Source organism: Paeniglutamicibacter kerguelensis (assembly GCF_017876535.1).
GTDB lineage: Bacteria > Actinomycetota > Actinomycetes > Actinomycetales > Micrococcaceae > Paeniglutamicibacter > Paeniglutamicibacter kerguelensis.
This window is the reverse complement of sequence record NZ_JAGIOF010000001.1, coordinates 1,535,188-1,549,973: the sequence shown is the minus strand read 5'-3', so window position 1 is coordinate 1,549,973 and position 14,786 is coordinate 1,535,188. Positions and strand designations below refer to the sequence as shown.

Annotated in this window: 15 protein-coding genes; 8 read left to right on the top strand and 7 right to left on the bottom strand. The window is 64.1% G+C overall.

What is annotated here, in order from left to right; translation table 11 throughout:
• Positions 1 to 294: 294 nt before the first annotated feature.
• The 4 genes from JOF47_RS06990 to crcB are packed head-to-tail and all read left to right on the top strand — an operon-like array spanning position 295 to position 2,811.
• Positions 295 to 1,452 (top strand): glycosyltransferase, encoded by a 1,158-nt coding sequence (locus tag JOF47_RS06990; RefSeq protein ID WP_245356292.1) that lies wholly within the window; start codon positions 295 to 297, stop codon positions 1,450 to 1,452.
• 32 nt (positions 1,453 to 1,484) lie between these two features.
• The gene (locus JOF47_RS06985) at positions 1,485 to 2,000 is read left to right on the top strand and encodes a universal stress protein (RefSeq protein WP_209996902.1); all 516 of its coding nucleotides are present in this window, start codon (positions 1,485 to 1,487) and stop codon (positions 1,998 to 2,000) included.
• Positions 2,000 to 2,434, top strand: a complete 435-nt coding sequence (locus tag JOF47_RS06980; RefSeq protein ID WP_209996901.1) for a fluoride efflux transporter FluC — start codon at positions 2,000 to 2,002, stop codon at positions 2,432 to 2,434. The genes JOF47_RS06985 and JOF47_RS06980 overlap by 1 nt, the downstream gene beginning before the upstream one ends.
• Positions 2,434 to 2,811 carry a fluoride efflux transporter CrcB gene (gene crcB, locus JOF47_RS06975; RefSeq protein WP_209996900.1) on the top strand — a complete coding sequence of 126 codons (378 nt, stop codon included), beginning with the start codon at positions 2,434 to 2,436 and terminating at the stop codon, positions 2,809 to 2,811. The genes JOF47_RS06980 and crcB overlap by 1 nt, the downstream gene beginning before the upstream one ends.
• Here the strand turns inward: crcB and JOF47_RS06970 are convergent.
• The 6 genes from JOF47_RS06970 to JOF47_RS06945 form a co-directional block, all read right to left on the bottom strand.
• A complete protein-coding gene (locus JOF47_RS06970; protein WP_209996899.1) occupies positions 2,808 to 2,978 on the bottom strand; it encodes an urea transporter in 171 nt (56 codons plus the stop codon). The two genes, crcB and JOF47_RS06970, sit on opposite strands and share 4 nt — an antisense overlap.
• Before the next feature lie 14 nt (positions 2,979 to 2,992).
• The gene (locus JOF47_RS06965) at positions 2,993 to 4,075 is read right to left on the bottom strand and encodes a HoxN/HupN/NixA family nickel/cobalt transporter (protein WP_209996898.1); all 1,083 of its coding nucleotides are present in this window, start codon (positions 4,073 to 4,075) and stop codon (positions 2,993 to 2,995) included.
• 4 nt (positions 4,076 to 4,079) lie between these two features.
• Positions 4,080 to 4,334 carry a hypothetical protein gene (locus tag JOF47_RS06960; protein WP_209996897.1) on the bottom strand — a complete coding sequence of 85 codons (255 nt, stop codon included), beginning with the start codon at positions 4,332 to 4,334 and terminating at the stop codon, positions 4,080 to 4,082.
• A gap of 79 nt (positions 4,335 to 4,413) precedes the next feature.
• Positions 4,414 to 5,292 (bottom strand): MaoC family dehydratase, encoded by an 879-nt coding sequence (locus tag JOF47_RS06955; RefSeq protein ID WP_209996895.1) that lies wholly within the window; start codon positions 5,290 to 5,292, stop codon positions 4,414 to 4,416.
• A gap of 2 nt (positions 5,293 to 5,294) precedes the next feature.
• A complete protein-coding gene (locus tag JOF47_RS06950) occupies positions 5,295 to 6,632 on the bottom strand; it encodes a 3-oxoacyl-ACP reductase (protein WP_209996894.1) in 1,338 nt (445 codons plus the stop codon).
• A 2-nt stretch (positions 6,633 to 6,634) separates the two neighbouring features.
• On the bottom strand, positions 6,635 to 7,939 hold the full coding sequence (locus JOF47_RS06945) for an acetyl-CoA C-acetyltransferase (RefSeq protein WP_209996892.1): 1,305 nt from the start codon (positions 7,937 to 7,939) through the stop codon (positions 6,635 to 6,637).
• A gap of 69 nt (positions 7,940 to 8,008) precedes the next feature.
• Here JOF47_RS06945 and JOF47_RS06940 point away from each other — a divergent pair, with 69 nt between their 5' ends.
• The 4 genes from JOF47_RS06940 to JOF47_RS06925 all read left to right on the top strand — a co-directional run bounded on the left by JOF47_RS06940 (position 8,009) and on the right by JOF47_RS06925 (position 12,492).
• Positions 8,009 to 8,722, top strand: a complete 714-nt coding sequence (locus tag JOF47_RS06940; protein ID WP_209996890.1) for a TetR/AcrR family transcriptional regulator — start codon at positions 8,009 to 8,011, stop codon at positions 8,720 to 8,722.
• Between the two features lie 160 nt (positions 8,723 to 8,882).
• Positions 8,883 to 10,946: an acyl-CoA dehydrogenase family protein gene (locus JOF47_RS06935; RefSeq protein ID WP_210001459.1), complete on the top strand. Its 2,064-nt coding sequence runs from the start codon at positions 8,883 to 8,885 to the stop codon at positions 10,944 to 10,946.
• A gap of 197 nt (positions 10,947 to 11,143) precedes the next feature.
• Positions 11,144 to 11,968 carry a PspA/IM30 family protein gene (locus JOF47_RS06930; RefSeq protein WP_209996888.1) on the top strand — a complete coding sequence of 275 codons (825 nt, stop codon included), beginning with the start codon at positions 11,144 to 11,146 and terminating at the stop codon, positions 11,966 to 11,968.
• A gap of 242 nt (positions 11,969 to 12,210) precedes the next feature.
• The gene (locus JOF47_RS06925; protein ID WP_209996886.1) at positions 12,211 to 12,492 is read left to right on the top strand and encodes a hypothetical protein; all 282 of its coding nucleotides are present in this window, start codon (positions 12,211 to 12,213) and stop codon (positions 12,490 to 12,492) included.
• 405 nt (positions 12,493 to 12,897) lie between these two features.
• Here JOF47_RS06925 and JOF47_RS06920 read toward each other — a convergent pair whose 3' ends face one another.
• Complete coding sequence (locus JOF47_RS06920) at positions 12,898 to 14,430, bottom strand: hypothetical protein (protein WP_209996885.1); 1,533 nt, start codon at positions 14,428 to 14,430, stop codon at positions 12,898 to 12,900.
• Positions 14,431 to 14,786: the final 356 nt, after the last annotated feature.

Below are 14,786 nucleotides of genomic sequence, written 5' to 3'. Positions count from 1 at the left end.
CAAATCACCGAGATTGCGCAAAAAGTGTGGGGAGCGTCATACCGCTCGGACAATTTTCGCTTTGATGACCCGGAACGGGCATCATTTTCCGCTCCCCGGTGTTATTAGGATTAGCAGTGTTGCACCCGCCCCAGGCCCCCGTTCCTGGATGGGCGCAACCACCCGAATCCCCCATTCACATTCAGTAGGCGGCGCACACCAATGTTCGATTCAACGATTCACCCCCGGCGCATCGCGATGGTCTCGTTGCACACTTCCCCGTTGGAGCAGCCTGGCGCCGGGGATGCGGGTGGGATGAACGTGTACATCCGCCACCTTGCCCTCGCCCTGGCCAAGGACGGGGCAATCGTCGATGTCTTCACCCGAGGCGCCACCGAATCCCGTGCCACGGCCATGGCCCCCGGCATCACCTGCCACGAAGTGCAGGGTGGACCTCCGGGCAAGCTCACCAAGGAGGAGCTGGGCAGCCACCTCGAGATATGCGCAGAGGCGATCCTCGACTATGCGGCGGACTTCCCCGCCTACGATGTAATCCACTCACACTACTGGATGTCGGGGATCGTGGGCCTTCGGCTGCGCGAGGCCTGGGGCGTTCCGTTGGTGCACACCATGCACACCATGGGCAAGGTCAAGAAGGCATCGGCCAAGACCGAGGAATCGGGGGCACGGATCGCCGGGGAAATGCAGATTTGCGCGCGGGCCGACCGCCTCACCGCCAACACACCCGCCGAGGTTGCCGAGCTTATCGAGTTGTACGGCGCGGCGGCGGACCGGATCGATGTGGTGGCGCCCGGCGTCGACCTCGAGGCGTTCTATCCCGGCGTGTGTGCGGAGCGCATCGGTGCTCCTAATTCCTTGCGCGTGGTGTTTGCGGGACGAATCCAAAAGCTGAAGGGCCCGCAGATCCTGGTACGCGCCCTGGGCATCCTGGCCCGCGAACGACCCGAGCTGGACGTGAAGCTCTCGGTGATCGGTGCCAGGTCCGGCGCCAAGGAGCTGAACCTGCAAAAGCTCGTCGAGGCCGAGTCCGTTGAGCATCTAGTGCGGTTCTCGCTGCCCATGCCCGCCGGGCACCTGGCGCGCGCGTTTCGGTGCGCCGACGTTGTTGCGGTCCCTTCTTACAGCGAATCGTTCGGTCTGGTGGCACTCGAGGCGCAGGCCTGCGGGACTCCGGTGCTCGCGCACCGGGTGGGCGGCCTGCCCTATGCGGTGCAGGACGGTGTCACCGGAATCCTGATCGATGACACCGAGCCGGAGTCCTGGGCACGCGAGCTGGCCCGGTTGGCCGAAGACCCCGACCTGCGCCGGACCCTGGGCGCGCAGGCCGCGGCCTTCGCATCCGCCCACGGGTGGGAGCAGACTGCCGCGTCGTCGATGATTTCCTACGACCGGGCCCGGCACGGCAGCCCCAGCGTGGGGCCGCGCGAACTGCAGTCTCCTCCAGCCGCATAGGACATGCCCGTAGGAACGGATAGGCTCCACAGATGATCCCGAAACCGAATCCGCCACGTCCGGTGATCGTCGGTGTGGCGCCCGGGCAGCCTCCCCGCGTCGTGGAGCAGGCCGCAGATTTTGCCCTCCGCTTCGGCACCGAATTGGTGTGCGCGTTCGTGGACCAGGCCCGCCTGCCGCTGTCGGAGGGCGCCGATGGATCCGTGACTTCCGCATCGATCGATCCCGACCTTGCCGACGACGCCGGGGAAGTCTTCGACGCCAGACTGGCCTTGGAGCTGGAACACATCTTGAAGGACTCCGGCGTCAGCTGGCGGACCTTGGTGCTGGCAGGTGAGGTATCCGCCGCCCTGGGGCGCCTCGCGGAACGAATCGACGCTTCCATGATCGTGGTCGGGACGCACGAACACTCCGTCGGCGGCAGCATCCAGGAATTCTTCAACCGCTCGGTCGCGACACACCTGGCGCACCGGCAGACCCGGCCAGTGGTGGTCATCCCGGCCCGTACACCCGGATCGGAATCGCCGCTGCCGAGGCGGGATGCCTGATGGACGGCGTGAACCGCCCCAACCACCTGAAGTGGCGGATGTGGGCGGTTGTTGCCGTCGGCGGAGCCTTCGGGGCCGCGTCCCGCGAGACGTTTTCACTGCTCGTTCCCGAGGTGGGCGGTGTTCCCGTCGCCATTGCCATTGTCAACATCCTGGGCGCGTTCCTGCTTGGATTCCTCTACGAGGCTCTCACCCGCCCCGGGATTTCCGGCGACCGGGCAAGCCGCCTGAAATTGCTTCTGGGCACGGGCTTTTGCGGCGGGTTCACCACCTACAGTTCACTTGCCGTGGACACCGCCGTGCTTGGCATCCACGGGCGCCCCGGGACGGCCCTGCTCTATGTGATGGGGACGGTGGTACTGGGGGCCTGTGCCACGTGGGCCGGCATCATCGCCGGATCCAGATCGGCCAAGGCCGCACGGGAGGCCCAGTAATGACTCCCTGGCTGTTTCTTGCCCTTGCCCTAGCCGGCGGCATCGGGGCTTCCGTGCGCTATGTGGCCGACGGAATCATCCGCTCCAAGGTGCCGGCCGGTTATCCCTGGCCGACGACGCTTATCAACGTCTCAGGCTCGATGGTCCTCGGATTCCTGACGGGCTTGGCCATGGACTCCCTTCTTCCGGCGGATCTCATGATCGTCCTGGGCACGGGATTCCTTGGCGGATACACCACGTTCAGCACTGCCAGCTACGAAACCGTGCAACTGGTTCGGGACCGCAGGTATGCCGCGGCCCTTGGCAACGGCCTGGGGCTGGCGGTCGCAGCCGTCGCCGCGGCCTTGTTGGGCCTGTGGCTTGGAATCTCACTCTAGCCACAGGGTCGCTCCGGCGCAGCCGAGGTGACAGCTGAATCAGGACCAAGCCCAACCAGAACGGCCATGCGCCAGTCCTGGACCGCAAAGGCCGCCACGATCAGCGGACCCGTCAGGACGTTCATCTGGAAGAAGATCTGCGACAGGCCTTGGAGGACCGTTGCCACCGCACTGTCCATTGCTAGCTCTGCTCGCCCACAACCTCGCCGGATTCGCGCTTCTGGGCCCAGCGTTCCTCGACACGCCCCCACTTCCAAAAAGCCGTCGAGCCCAACCAGGCCGCCGCAAGGACGCCAACCACCAGGTACCCGATGCTTTCGAGGTCGAATCCGGCAATCCACAGGGTGAAGGGATCGCTCAGGCCGAGCTTTTCATTGAGCAGGCCGATCAGTTCCACCCCGCCGATCACCACGGCCACCATGACCGAGATGCCGGTGACGGTCAGGCTGTAGTACACCTTGCGAACCGGGTTGATGGCCGCCCAGGAGTATGCCTTGACCATGACCGCGGAATCGAGCGTGTCAAACAGGCTCATGCCGGCCGCGAAGATCAACGGAAGGCACAGCACCGCGTACCAGGGCAGGCCGCCGGCGACCCCGGTTCCGGCCAGGAGCAGCAGGGCGATCTCGCTGGCGGTGTCGAACCCGAGGCCAAAGAGGAACCCGACGCCGTACATCTTTGCGGGGCGGTCAACTGACTTGACCAGCGGCCGCAGCAGCCGGTTGATGAAGCCGCGCCCGTCCAGCTGCCTTTCGAGCTCCTTTTCGTTCAACGTCCCCGTCCGGGCCCGGCGCCACACCCTGAGGATGCCGAAGAAGGACACCGCGTTGATCAGGCCAATCAGGATCAGGAAAACGCCGGAGACCAGCGTGCCGAAAACGCCAAGTGCAGTGCGTATGCCGTTGCCGTCGGCGGCCAGCCCGACCGCCCAGGAAACACCGAGCGCGAGCATCGCCGCCATGAGGAAGACGACGGTGGAGTGGCCCAGCGAAAAGTACAGCCCGACGCCCGCAGCCGGCATTTTCATGTCGACCAGCTTGCGCGTGGTGTTGTCGATCGCGGCGATGTGGTCGGCGTCAAAGGCATGCTTGACGCCGAGGATGTAGGCGGTGACGGCAACCCCAACACCAAAAATCGATGACCCCCATTGGATGTGTTGGGGATAGATCACGACGAAAAACGTCCCCAGGCCAAGGACGTGCAGCAGGACGACGGGGATGAAAACCCGGATGACCTCTCGCGCGCAGGGGGTTGGGGAGGCCATGGCATCAACTCTTTCGAATCAGGGGGGCCACGGCGTTGGCCTGGCATTGCTGGGCAACCGCCCAGGCCATGGTGTTCGTCTTGGCAAGTATCGTTGGGTCGTCCCCCATGATACGGAGCCGCATCCCCGCTTCATACGGCAAGACGCCGACGCCAAATAACATTTCGTCGTCCCCAAAGGAACCCTTGAGCGCCGCATCCATTTCGTCGACACGTTCCCGTGCGGGCACCTTGTCCGTGACCACATACAACATGGCCAATGGGCCCCACCTGCCCTTGCCCCGGGTGTCCGGTCCCCCCGATGAAACCGGCCACCCGGGCCGATGCGGATCGGCCGTGCTAGGTGCGGGTGACCGACCCGGAAAAGTGCGGCTTGCCGCTGCGCGCACCCCATCCGCTGAACATGGTGGTCCGCTCCTCGTCGCCGAATGCGACATCGACGGTTGAGGGCAGGAACACGGGGGTGGAAAACTCGATGGTCCACGAGTACCCCGCGCCGTGCGGAGCAGCGCCGGCCAGCGCCCGGCCCGCAAGGTACATGCCGTGGGCGATGGCCCGCTTCATGCCCAACGCCTTGGCCGTGGGAGCCGAGAGGTGGATGGGGTTGTAGTCGCCCATGACGGCCGCATAGGCCCGCCCCGTGTCGGCCGGCAGCACCCAGGAACCGGTGCGCATCGGCGGCACAAAGGGATCCCGCGGGGCATGTTCCCCCTCTGGCTTGGGCCCAAGCCAGACGCCGCGGGCCAGGTAGGTTGACACCCCCCGCCAGACAAGCTCCGAGCCTTCGCGGACCTCCGCGACAAGGTCCAGCTGCGTCCCCGCACGGTGCTCACGCAGGCCCGTCGGGTAGGCGAGCACGCTCAGCTCCGCCACAGGGGAAACTGGCCGCAAGTGCTCCACCGAGTTGGTCAGGTGCACCATGCCAAGCAGCGGAAGCGGGAAGTCCCCGCGCACCATCACGGACATGGCCACGGGGAAGGCCAGCCCATGCACAAAGACACTGGGCAGTTCCTCGCGCACGGTGTCGCCCATCAGCCGCTGGTAGGCGACCAAGTGGTCACGATCCACCCGCAGCCCGGCCACCCGGTGCTCAACCGGGGGAAGAACCAGCAGGGCGGGCTTGCTGCCCGGCAGCAGGCCCTTGGCCTGCATTGCCAGCGCCTTGGCATAGAGGGAACCCAGCGACGGGACCTCCGTTAGCTCCAGGGATTCGCGCATGCTCATGCACCAACCAGCGACTGGCCGCACACTCGCAGCGTGGACCCGTTGATGCCCGCGGCCGAGTCCGATGCCAGGAAGCCGATGGCCTCGGCGACATCCAGCGGCAATCCGCCCTGCATCAGCGACGGCATGAGCATACGCGCCACGGTGCGCGTTGCCACCGGGATCCTGGCCGTCATGTCCGTCTCGATGAAACCCGGGGCCACCGCGTTGATGCCGCCGCCCCGGGCGGCGAAGCCCGCCGCGCTGGCGCGCACCATGCCGATGACACCGCCCTTGGAGGCCGCATAGTTGGTCTGCCCGCGGTTCCCGGCAATGCCCGAGGTCGAGGCCAGGGCCACGACCCGCAGGCCCGGAAGCCCCGCCGCCAGGAACGCCTCGTTCATCCGCAACTGCGATTCAAGGTTGACGGCGATGACCGAGTTCCACTTCGCTGCGTCCATGTTGGCCAGCAACTTGTCGCGGGTGATGCCGGCATTGTGGATCACGATGTCCAGCTTCCCGTGCCTCGACGTCGCATGCTCGATGATCACGGCACCGGCGTCCTCGCGGGTGATATCCAGCTGCAGGGCGGTCCCGGAAACCTGGTTGGCGACCTTCGCCAGCGCATCCCCCGCCGCCGGAACGTCAACGACAACAACGGTTGCGCCGTCGCGCCGCAAGGTCTTGGCGATGGCCGCGCCGATGCCGCGGGCTGCACCCGTCACCACGGCGACCTTTCCGGCCAACGGCTTCTCGAAGTCCGCCGGGAGCTCGCCGTCCGTGGAATCCACGTGCAGGAATTGGCCGTCGACGTAGGCGCTGCGCCCGGACAGCAGGAAACGCAACGCGGCAAGTGCGGAGGGAGCCGTGGCGTCGACGCGCTCGCCGAGCACCACGCCGTTGGCCGTCGCCCCGCCGCGAAGTTCGCGGCCCAGGGAACGCACCGCGCCGTCGATGCCCTGGCGGGCCGCGGCCTGCGCCGGCGCGTCGGTGCCACCGGCCGGGCGGCTGAAGGAAACGACACGCCCGCCCGGGGCAAGCTGGCGCAGCGCGTGCCCGGCGGCGAGCATCGGTTCGGAGAGCTCACCCGGTTCGGCAACGTTGTCGAGCATCAGGATGATCGCGCCGATCTTGCCTTCACCCACGGCGTGCCTGCGCACATCCAGTCCCCAGCCGAGCATGGTGTCGGAGAGTCCCTGCGAGGCCGGGGAGTTTCCAAGCAGCAACACGGGGCCGGGCACCAGCGGCGCCCCGGGGGTGTGGCGGCGCAGGATCGAGGGCCGCGGCAGGCCCAGGGTCTTGGCGAGGTTCTTGGTGAAGCCGGTGTTGACGAGTTCAAGGTACTTGTCGGCCATGGTTAGCGCGCCTCCAGGATCGCAACGACACCCTGCCCGCCGGCGGCGCACACGGAGGCGAGCCCGCGACCGGACCCCTTTTCATGGAGCATCTTCGCCAGCGTGGCCACGATGCGCCCGCCGGTGGCGGCGAACGGGTGGCCGGCTGCCAGCGAGGAGCCGTTGACGTTGAGCCTGCTGCGGTCGATAGAGCCCAGCGGCTCGTCCAGGCCGAGCTTGTTCTTGCAGAATTCCGCATCCTCCCAGGCCGCAAGCGTGGCGAGCACGGTTCCGGCGAAGGCCTCGTGGATCTCGTAGAAATCGAAGTCCTGCAGGGTGAGGTTGTTGCGCTTGAGCAAACGGGCCACCGCGTAGGCCGGGGCCATGAGCAGGCCCTCGGCCCCGTGCACGAAGTCCACGGCGGCGGCCTCGAAGTCCACGAAGTTCGCGAGCATCGGAAGGTCGTTGGCGCGTGCGTAGTCTTCGCTGCCCAGCAGGACCACGGAGGCACCGTCGGTCAGCGGGGTCGAGTTTCCCGCGGTCATGGTGGCCGCATCGCCTAGGTTCTTGCCGAAGGCGGGCTTGAGGCTCGCGAGCTTTTCTAGCGTCGAATCCGCACGCAGGTTGGTGTCGCGGCTGACCCCGGCGAACGGGGTGACCAGGTCGTCGAAGAAGTTTCGGTCGTAGGCCGCGGCAAGGTTCTTGTGGCTGGCCAGGGCCAGCTCGTCCTGTGCCTCGCGGCTGATGTCCCATGCCTTGGTGGTCAGTGCCTGGTGGTTGCCCATCGACAGGCCCGTGCGCGGCTCGCCGGTGCCCGGCGCGTTGGGGGCCAGGAAGCTCGGACGGAACTTGCTCATGGCCTTGAGCTTGGCCCCGGTGGTGCGGGCCCGGGAGAGATCCAGCAGCATGGAGCGCAGGCCCTCGGAGACGGCGATCGGCGCATCGGAGGTCGTGTCGACGCCGCCGCCGATTGCCGAGTCGATCTGCCCAAGCTTGATCTTGTTGGCCAGCGAGCCGATGGCTTCCATGCCCGTGGCGCAGGCCATCTGAACGTCGTAGGCGGGGGTTTCGGGGGAAAGCGAGGTTCCCAGCACGCATTCACGCACCAGGTTGAAGTCCTTGGAGTGCTTGAGCACGGCGCCGCCTGCGACGGCCCCCACCCGCTGGCCCTGCAATCCGAAGCGGGCCACCAGTCCGTCGATCGCCGCGGTGAGCATGTCCTGGTTGCTCGCCTTCGAGTAGGCGCCGTTGGAGCGTGCAAAGGGAATTCGGTTGCCACCGATGATGACCGCCGGGCGGACCAGCTGGGTGTCGGACTGTGCAGACATGTAAAAACTCCTCGAGGAGAAATGTGAGATGCATTACTGATACCCAGCGTACCTGATACGCTGGGTATCGTGAACAACCAACCCGCCGACGCGACAACGTCGCAACAGTTCGAAACCAGTGGCGATGGCCGCTCGGCACGCTGGGACGCGCACCGCGCAGCCCGCCGCCTGGAGCTCATAAAGCTGGCCCGCCGCGCAATCCATGAGCTGGGGCCCAACGCCTCGATGGACGACATCGCAGCTCAGGCCAACACCAGCAAGTCCGTGTTCTACCGATACTTCGGCGACAAGGACGGGCTGCGCCACGCCGTCGGTGAATACGTCATCAAGAAATTCCGCTCCGGGGTGATCGCCGCCGGACGCAAATCCAGCAACAACGGGGATGCGCTTCACGCCATGATGCTCGCCTACCTGCAGATGGCGGCAAACTCGCCGAACATCTATTTTTTTGTCACGGCGAGCCCCTCAACCGACGTCCTCACCGATCCCTCCGGCGCCGGCGGGAAGGTGCGCGAGGGCGCGCTCAACGATTTCTTCGAGGAATTGACCTCGATGATGCGTGAACGCATGCATTCCTACATGGGCATCGCTCCGGGCGAGTTGGCCAGCCCCGCGTTGGAGCTCTGGCCGCGCGCCTCGATCGGCATGGTCCGCGCAGCCGGTGAATTGTGGCTGCGCGCCCCGGAGACCAGCGAACGTCCGACCATCGAGGAACTGGCGCAAAGCATCACCGGATGGCTGACCCACGGAGTCGCCCACCAGGCCTCCGCGGAAAGCCACTAGCCTCCTCCAGGACTTGCCCGAAGCGGCAGACACCAAACGAAACACCAGAAACAAACCCACCGAAACACCCAAGAAAACACCTCACGGATCCGACGACAGTTACCCCGCATGGCGAGGGCAGCGCAACCGAAAGGCAAGAAAGCCAGTGACCCAGGAACAAATGACCCTAGACACCGCCGACGCCACCATCGATGTGGCAGCACTCGGCGATCAGCTGCTTGGCCGCTGGGCTGACATCCGCAAGAAGTCGCGCGCGCTGGCCGGCACCGAGGCCGTGCGCGGAACCCCGGGGCTCGGCATGGACGACCACCGCGAACGGGTCTTCGGCCAGCTCAAGGTGCTCGTGGATTCGGGCGCGGTGCACCGGGCCTTCCCGAGGCACCTTGGCGGCGAGGACAACCACGGCGGATCCATCGCCAGCTTCGAGGAACTCGTCGTTGCCGACCCGTCGCTGCAAATCAAGGCCGGAGTCCAGTGGGGGCTGTTCGGCTGCGCGGTGCTTCACCTCGGAACCCAGGAACACCACGACAAGTGGCTGCCGGGCATCATGAGTCTGGAGATCCCCGGTGCCTTCGCCATGACCGAAATCGGCCACGGTTCGGACGTTGCTTCCATCGGCACCACCGCCACCTACGATGCCGACACGCAGGAATTCGTCATCAACACCCCGTTCAAGGCCGCCTGGAAGGAATTCCTCGGCAACGCTGGCGTCCACGGCAAGGCGGCAGTCGTCTTCGCCCAACTGATCACCCGTGGCGTCAACCACGGCGTGCACGCCTTCTACGTTGACATCCGCGACGAGAACGGCTTCCCGCCCGGCATCGGCGGCCAGGACGACGGGCTCAAGGGCGGTCTCAACGGCATCGACAACGGCCGGCTGCACTTCACCAACGTGCGCATTCCGCGCGCCAACCTGCTCAACCGCTACGGCAGCGTCACCGAGGACGGCACCTACTCCTCCCCGATCCACTCCCCCGGCCGCCGCTTCTTCACCATGCTCGGCACCCTGGTCCAGGGCCGTGTCTCCCTTGACGGGGCAGCCACCGCCGCATCCAAGGTCGCCCTGCAGATCGCCGTGACCTACGCGAATCAGCGCCGCCAGTTCAACGCTTCCTCGGACACCGTCGAGGAAACGCTCATGGACTACCAGCGCCACCAGCGCCGGCTCATCCCGCGTCTGGCCCGCACCTACGCGGCATCCTTCGCCCACGAGGAACTGCTCGCAAAGTTCGACGGCGTCTTCTCCGGTGCCACCGAAACCGACGAAGACCGCCAGGACCTTGAGACATTTGCCGCGGCCCTGAAGTCGCTGAGCACCTGGGATGCACTGGATACGCTGCAGGAATGCCGTGAGGCCTGCGGCGGCTCCGGTTTCATCGCGGAGAACCGCTTTACCCAGCTCCGTGCCGACCTGGACATCTACGTGACCTTCGAGGGCGACAACAACGTCCTGCTGCAGCTGGTGGGCAAGCGCCTGCTCACCGACTACGGCCAGGAGTTCCGCGATCTGAACGCAGGCGTGCTGGCCCGCTACGTGGTCAAGCACGCCGAAAACGTGGCGCTGAACCGCTCGGGGCTGCGTTCGGTTGCCCAGGCCGTCGCCGACACCGGCTCGGAGCGCAAGAGCGCGAACTTCTTCAAGGACGAGGCCAACCAGCGTGCCCTGCTCACCGACCGGGTCAATGCCATGGTCGGGGAAATCGCCGATGCGCTGCGCGGGGTCTCCACCAAGGACCGGGCCAAGAGCGCCGCGGCCTTCAACTCCCGCCAGGACCAGCTCATCGCCGCAGCCCGGGCGCACGGCGAGCTGCTGCGCTGGGAGGCCTTCACCCGAGCCCTCGCCGAAACCACCGACACCGGTACCCGGACGGTGCTCACCTGGTTGCGCGATGTCTTTGCCTTGACCCTCATTGAGGAGAACCTCGGCTGGTACCTGATGAACGGGCGCTTGTCCATGCAGCGGGCCCGCACCCTCTCGGGCTACGTGAACATCCTGCTGGATCGCCTGCGCCCTCACGCCCAGGACCTGGTCGATGCCTTCGGCTACGGCCCGGAGCACCTGCGTGCAGCCATCGCCAACGGCGGGGAAAACGAGCGCCAGGACGAGGCCCTGGAGTACTACCGCCGCCTACGCGCCAGCGCCGATGCCCCGGTGGATGAGAAGGTGTTGATCGCCCGTGCAAAGGCGGCCAAGAAGGCCGCACACCAGGGCGGAAAGAAGTAGCGCACGGCGTCGGACGTCACGGGGCCGGGGCTTGGCGGATCAACTGCCGAGTCCCGGCCCCGGCCCCTGTCCTTGCCTGGCGGTGCACCTCTGGCGGCGGTTATTCGCCGTGGGCGCAACGCCCGCGGTCATTCCGCTTAATGTCGCACCGCCGCGTCGCATAGAGTTAAAGCTGCGGCACACGAAAGGGACCACCCATGGCGAAGAACTCAATTTTTTCCCGAATATTCAAGATCGGGAAGTCGAACGCCAACGCGGCGTTGGACGCACTTGAAGACCCACAAAAGATGCTGGATCAGTCGGTGCGCGACTACAGCAACAACATCGCCGAGGCAGAATCGGCGGTGGTCCAGACGATCGGCAACCTGCGCATGCAGGAAGAAGATTACAAAAAGGCTGTCCAGGATGCCCAGCAGTGGGGCAACAAGGCCCTTGCCGCCTCCAACAAGGCCGAGGAATTTGTTGCGGCCGGCGACGCGGCAAACGCCCAGAAGTTCAACCAGCTCGCAACGGTTGCCATCCAGCGCCAGATGGCCAGCGAAAAGACTGCGGCAAACCTGGAACCCGCAATCACCTCGCAGCGCCAGGTTGTTGAAAAGCTCAAGACCGGTCTGGACACCATGAAGACCAAGCGCCAGGAGCTCATCTCCAAGCGCGACGAGTTGGTTGCCCGTGCCCGCAACGCCAAGACCCAGAGCCAGATGATGGAAGCGGTCAAGGCGCTCGACATGAGCGACCCGACCTCGGAAATCGGCCGTTTCGAATCCAAGATCCGCGCCGACGAGGCAAAGGTTCTCGGAGCCGCCGAATTGGCCGCATCTTCGCTCGATTCGCAGTTCGCTGCACTCGAGGATCTTGGCGAAAGCACCGAGATCGAAGCCCGTCTGGCTGCCATAAAGGCCAGCAGCAACATCCTCGAGGAAGCCCCGGCAACGCCGGCCGTCGAAGCCGCCGCACCGGAGGTTTCCGAGATCGAAGCCCGCCTGGCCGCCATGAAGAAGAACAACGCCCAGGGCGTCTAGCAACGCCGCTTGCCCCAACGGCCGAATACCCCGTGCCCAAGCGACCTTTCAGGTCGCTTGGGCACGGGGTATTTGTCTGTGCCGACTGCGCGAAAATTCCAGGATTGACTGACCCAGAGCAAACCACATCGATTTCCGGCTTGCCTCGGCGGGACTTTCAGCTACAGTTCTCCATATCGAAGCGAAATCAAGATTGTTGCCACAAGCCGCTGGATGCGGCGTCAACATGAGGGGGACTTTGAATGCTGACTCTCAGGGGTTTTGTGTCTGGACTATTGGCAGGCTGGGGGCTGTTGCTGTTGATTAGCCCGTTTTTCCTCTATGGATTCATAAATGGCACGCCCGAAAGATACGCATGGCTCACCACCGGCCCCGCACCATTCAGTGATTTTGGTGGCGGGCCGTTTCAGCTCGCCTTGTACTGTGCGCTGGCATTCACCGGGTTGGTTTTGTTGACCGTCGCCTACGTGGTGCTTGCCAGCCAACGAGTCGTTGCCAAGGCCAACGGTGACGTTGTGGCATAGGAATTCCCCTTCGAGGGCGGGCACCGGTACCTGAGCAAAAGCCGGCCATGACGGTACCGGAAACCACAAGAAGATCGTCGGGGCCCGAACCTGGGATACCCTTCGGCTCAACTAGAAGCCTCTCGGCCCGGACTCGGCCAAGAATTCCAGGAACCCGCACCCGAGGATGCGTTTTCGGGCCTGTTCCGTTTCGGGATGCCACCAATTCAGGTTCTGGAAACAATGCAAGTAAAAAAATACGTGATTCGTCGGCTTCGACTAGTCCCAAGCGGCAGCAGAAGCGTTCAACGAGCCTCCACAGATCACAGGACCACCCGGCGCAGTCGGACTTGAATTCCGGCCCGTACGCAACCCGGCCTGTTCTTCCACGTAATGGAAGAACAGGCCCGGCCTGAAGGTCGTATGCTATTTGATCCTGATCTTGGCCACGACCATGTGGTGGTCTGAACCGTGCAAGGAAACGATCTTGTTTTTCTTGGTGGTCACAACGTTTTTGTAGGAGACGGTGCCCTTGATGTATTTCGTCATGATGTAATCGATGCGGCCATAGGTCGATGCCATCATGGAGCCAGTTCCCTGGCTGGTGGTGGCACGCATGTAGTTGGTGCGCTTGGCACTCGAGGCCGCGTCGGTCCAGCCGGCCTTAACCAAGGTGGTCTGCGGGCTGTTGGGCCCGTCGTAGTAGCTCGAGTTGAAGTCGCCGCCGGTCACGATCGGCAACTTCTTCTTGTTAATCGAAGCCAGCTTTTCGTTGATCAGCTTGGCGCTCGACTCCATGGAGACCTTGCCGGTCTGTGGCAGCTTCGGGGAGACATGCACCGAAACCGCGTAGAACCGCTTTCCGGTTTTCTTGGATTCGAGCAGCACCCAGGCCGCTCCGCGCCGTTCTTCGCCCTTGGCGTTCGGGATCTTGAAGGTACCCTTCTTCACGGCCTTGAACTTGGTTTTCTTGTAGGCGACACGGTTGGAGTACTGATTCGAGCCGGCCTTTTCGGGCTTGCGGTCCAATGCGTACCCCTGACCCTTCAACTTTTTGTCCAGACCCTCCATGGTTTTGGTCTTGGATCCGGGGAGGTTTTGGTTGAGGCCCTCCTGGATCAGGATGACATCTGGGTTTTCGGCCTTGATGGTGGCCAGATGAATCTTGACCCGGGTGTTCCAGTGCGCGCGCTTTGCTCCGGGAACGATGCAGGTTCCGCACATCAGGTTCTGTGATGCGACCTTGACAGTTTCGCCGCTGGACAGCTTGGGGGCTGCCGCGTAGGCGGTGAATCGACGGGCGGTGCGCGTCTCGAAACCCTTGTTGTGGGCTTGAACCTGGACAAAAGTGGGCATTCCCGAGCGGGAGCCGTTGGACAGGTTCTTGACGGTGTAGCTGGTGCCCTTGATGTTCCTGAAGACCCGCTTGTTCTTCGTAAGGTTGACGTCGTCCGCCACGGTCACCGTGTAGTGGGTCGTGTTGGACGTTTTGTTCCATCGCACCTTGAGGCTGTCGGTCCCCCCGCTTGCCTTCACACTTGTGAAGTTACCCGGGAACAGGGCCTTGGTGGTTGCACTGGTGGTTTCGGACCATGCAGACCGCTTGTAGGAATAAGTGCCCGACTTGGCGCCTGGCCCGCGTGTCAGGGTCCGGTATTGGAAGTAATAGGTGGTTGCATTGTCCAAACCGCGAATCGTCCGGCTGTTGAACTTTTCCTCCACCCGGGCGTTTTGAAAATCAGTTCGATCAGAGTACCTGACCTCGTAGCTCCAAGCCCCACTGACTGTGGGCCAGGACAGGTCGATGGAACCGGAAGTCACTTTCGAAATGCTTGCCGTGCTTAGGGTTTTGACCTGCACGGCCGTAGAGATTTCAGCGGCCGTGGCTGGAACGGACACGGCACCGATGGCCAGGGCTGCGGCCAGGATTACGGTGGCCGCCTTGGTGGGCTTTAGCATGCATTATTCCTTCGTTGAGATTCTCCTCGATTCTAATCATGCGTGTAAATGTGAATTCTTTTCGACACCCTCTGCTCTCGGAAGTCGTCAGCAGGAACACGCTGGGCACCAGCTGAAAATCCAATCTTCGAGGATCTCAGCCCGTCAAAAATTGTGCTTCCTCGGCAGACGGTGCTGTGGTCCCGAGCGATACTCCGTTGCCCCGTATCATTTCTGGCTCAGGAAACCTTCCCGATTAATCGAGGATTCTACAGGTCAGCCCCATTGGCGCACGCGAGTCTTAGGACACCAAATGGCGCAGGGGCGCACTAATGTTTACGAATTCGGTAGCGAGAAGACCGCTGATATTTGCATCA

What these genes read in the sequence shown, in the direction of transcription:
- JOF47_RS06985 (WP_209996902.1), top strand. Translation starts at nt 1,485, where the DNA reads ATGATCCCGAAACCGAATCCGCCACGTCCGGTGATCGTCGGTGTGGCG.
- JOF47_RS06945 (WP_209996892.1), bottom strand. Translation starts at nt 7,939, where the DNA reads ATGTCTGCACAGTCCGACACCCAGCTGGTCCGCCCGGCGGTCATCATC.
- JOF47_RS06950 (WP_209996894.1), bottom strand. Translation starts at nt 6,632, where the DNA reads ATGGCCGACAAGTACCTTGAACTCGTCAACACCGGCTTCACCAAGAAC.
- JOF47_RS06935 (WP_210001459.1), top strand. Translation starts at nt 8,883, where the DNA reads ATGACCCTAGACACCGCCGACGCCACCATCGATGTGGCAGCACTCGGC.
- JOF47_RS06930 (WP_209996888.1), top strand. Translation starts at nt 11,144, where the DNA reads ATGGCGAAGAACTCAATTTTTTCCCGAATATTCAAGATCGGGAAGTCG.
- JOF47_RS06980 (WP_209996901.1), top strand. Translation starts at nt 2,000, where the DNA reads ATGGACGGCGTGAACCGCCCCAACCACCTGAAGTGGCGGATGTGGGCG.
- JOF47_RS06920 (WP_209996885.1), bottom strand. Translation starts at nt 14,430, where the DNA reads ATGCTAAAGCCCACCAAGGCGGCCACCGTAATCCTGGCCGCAGCCCTG.
- crcB (WP_209996900.1), top strand. Translation starts at nt 2,434, where the DNA reads ATGACTCCCTGGCTGTTTCTTGCCCTTGCCCTAGCCGGCGGCATCGGG.
- JOF47_RS06955 (WP_209996895.1), bottom strand. Translation starts at nt 5,292, where the DNA reads ATGCGCGAATCCCTGGAGCTAACGGAGGTCCCGTCGCTGGGTTCCCTC.
- JOF47_RS06925 (WP_209996886.1), top strand. Translation starts at nt 12,211, where the DNA reads ATGCTGACTCTCAGGGGTTTTGTGTCTGGACTATTGGCAGGCTGGGGG.
- JOF47_RS06965 (WP_209996898.1), bottom strand. Translation starts at nt 4,075, where the DNA reads ATGGCCTCCCCAACCCCCTGCGCGCGAGAGGTCATCCGGGTTTTCATC.
- JOF47_RS06990 (WP_245356292.1), top strand. Translation starts at nt 295, where the DNA reads ATGAACGTGTACATCCGCCACCTTGCCCTCGCCCTGGCCAAGGACGGG.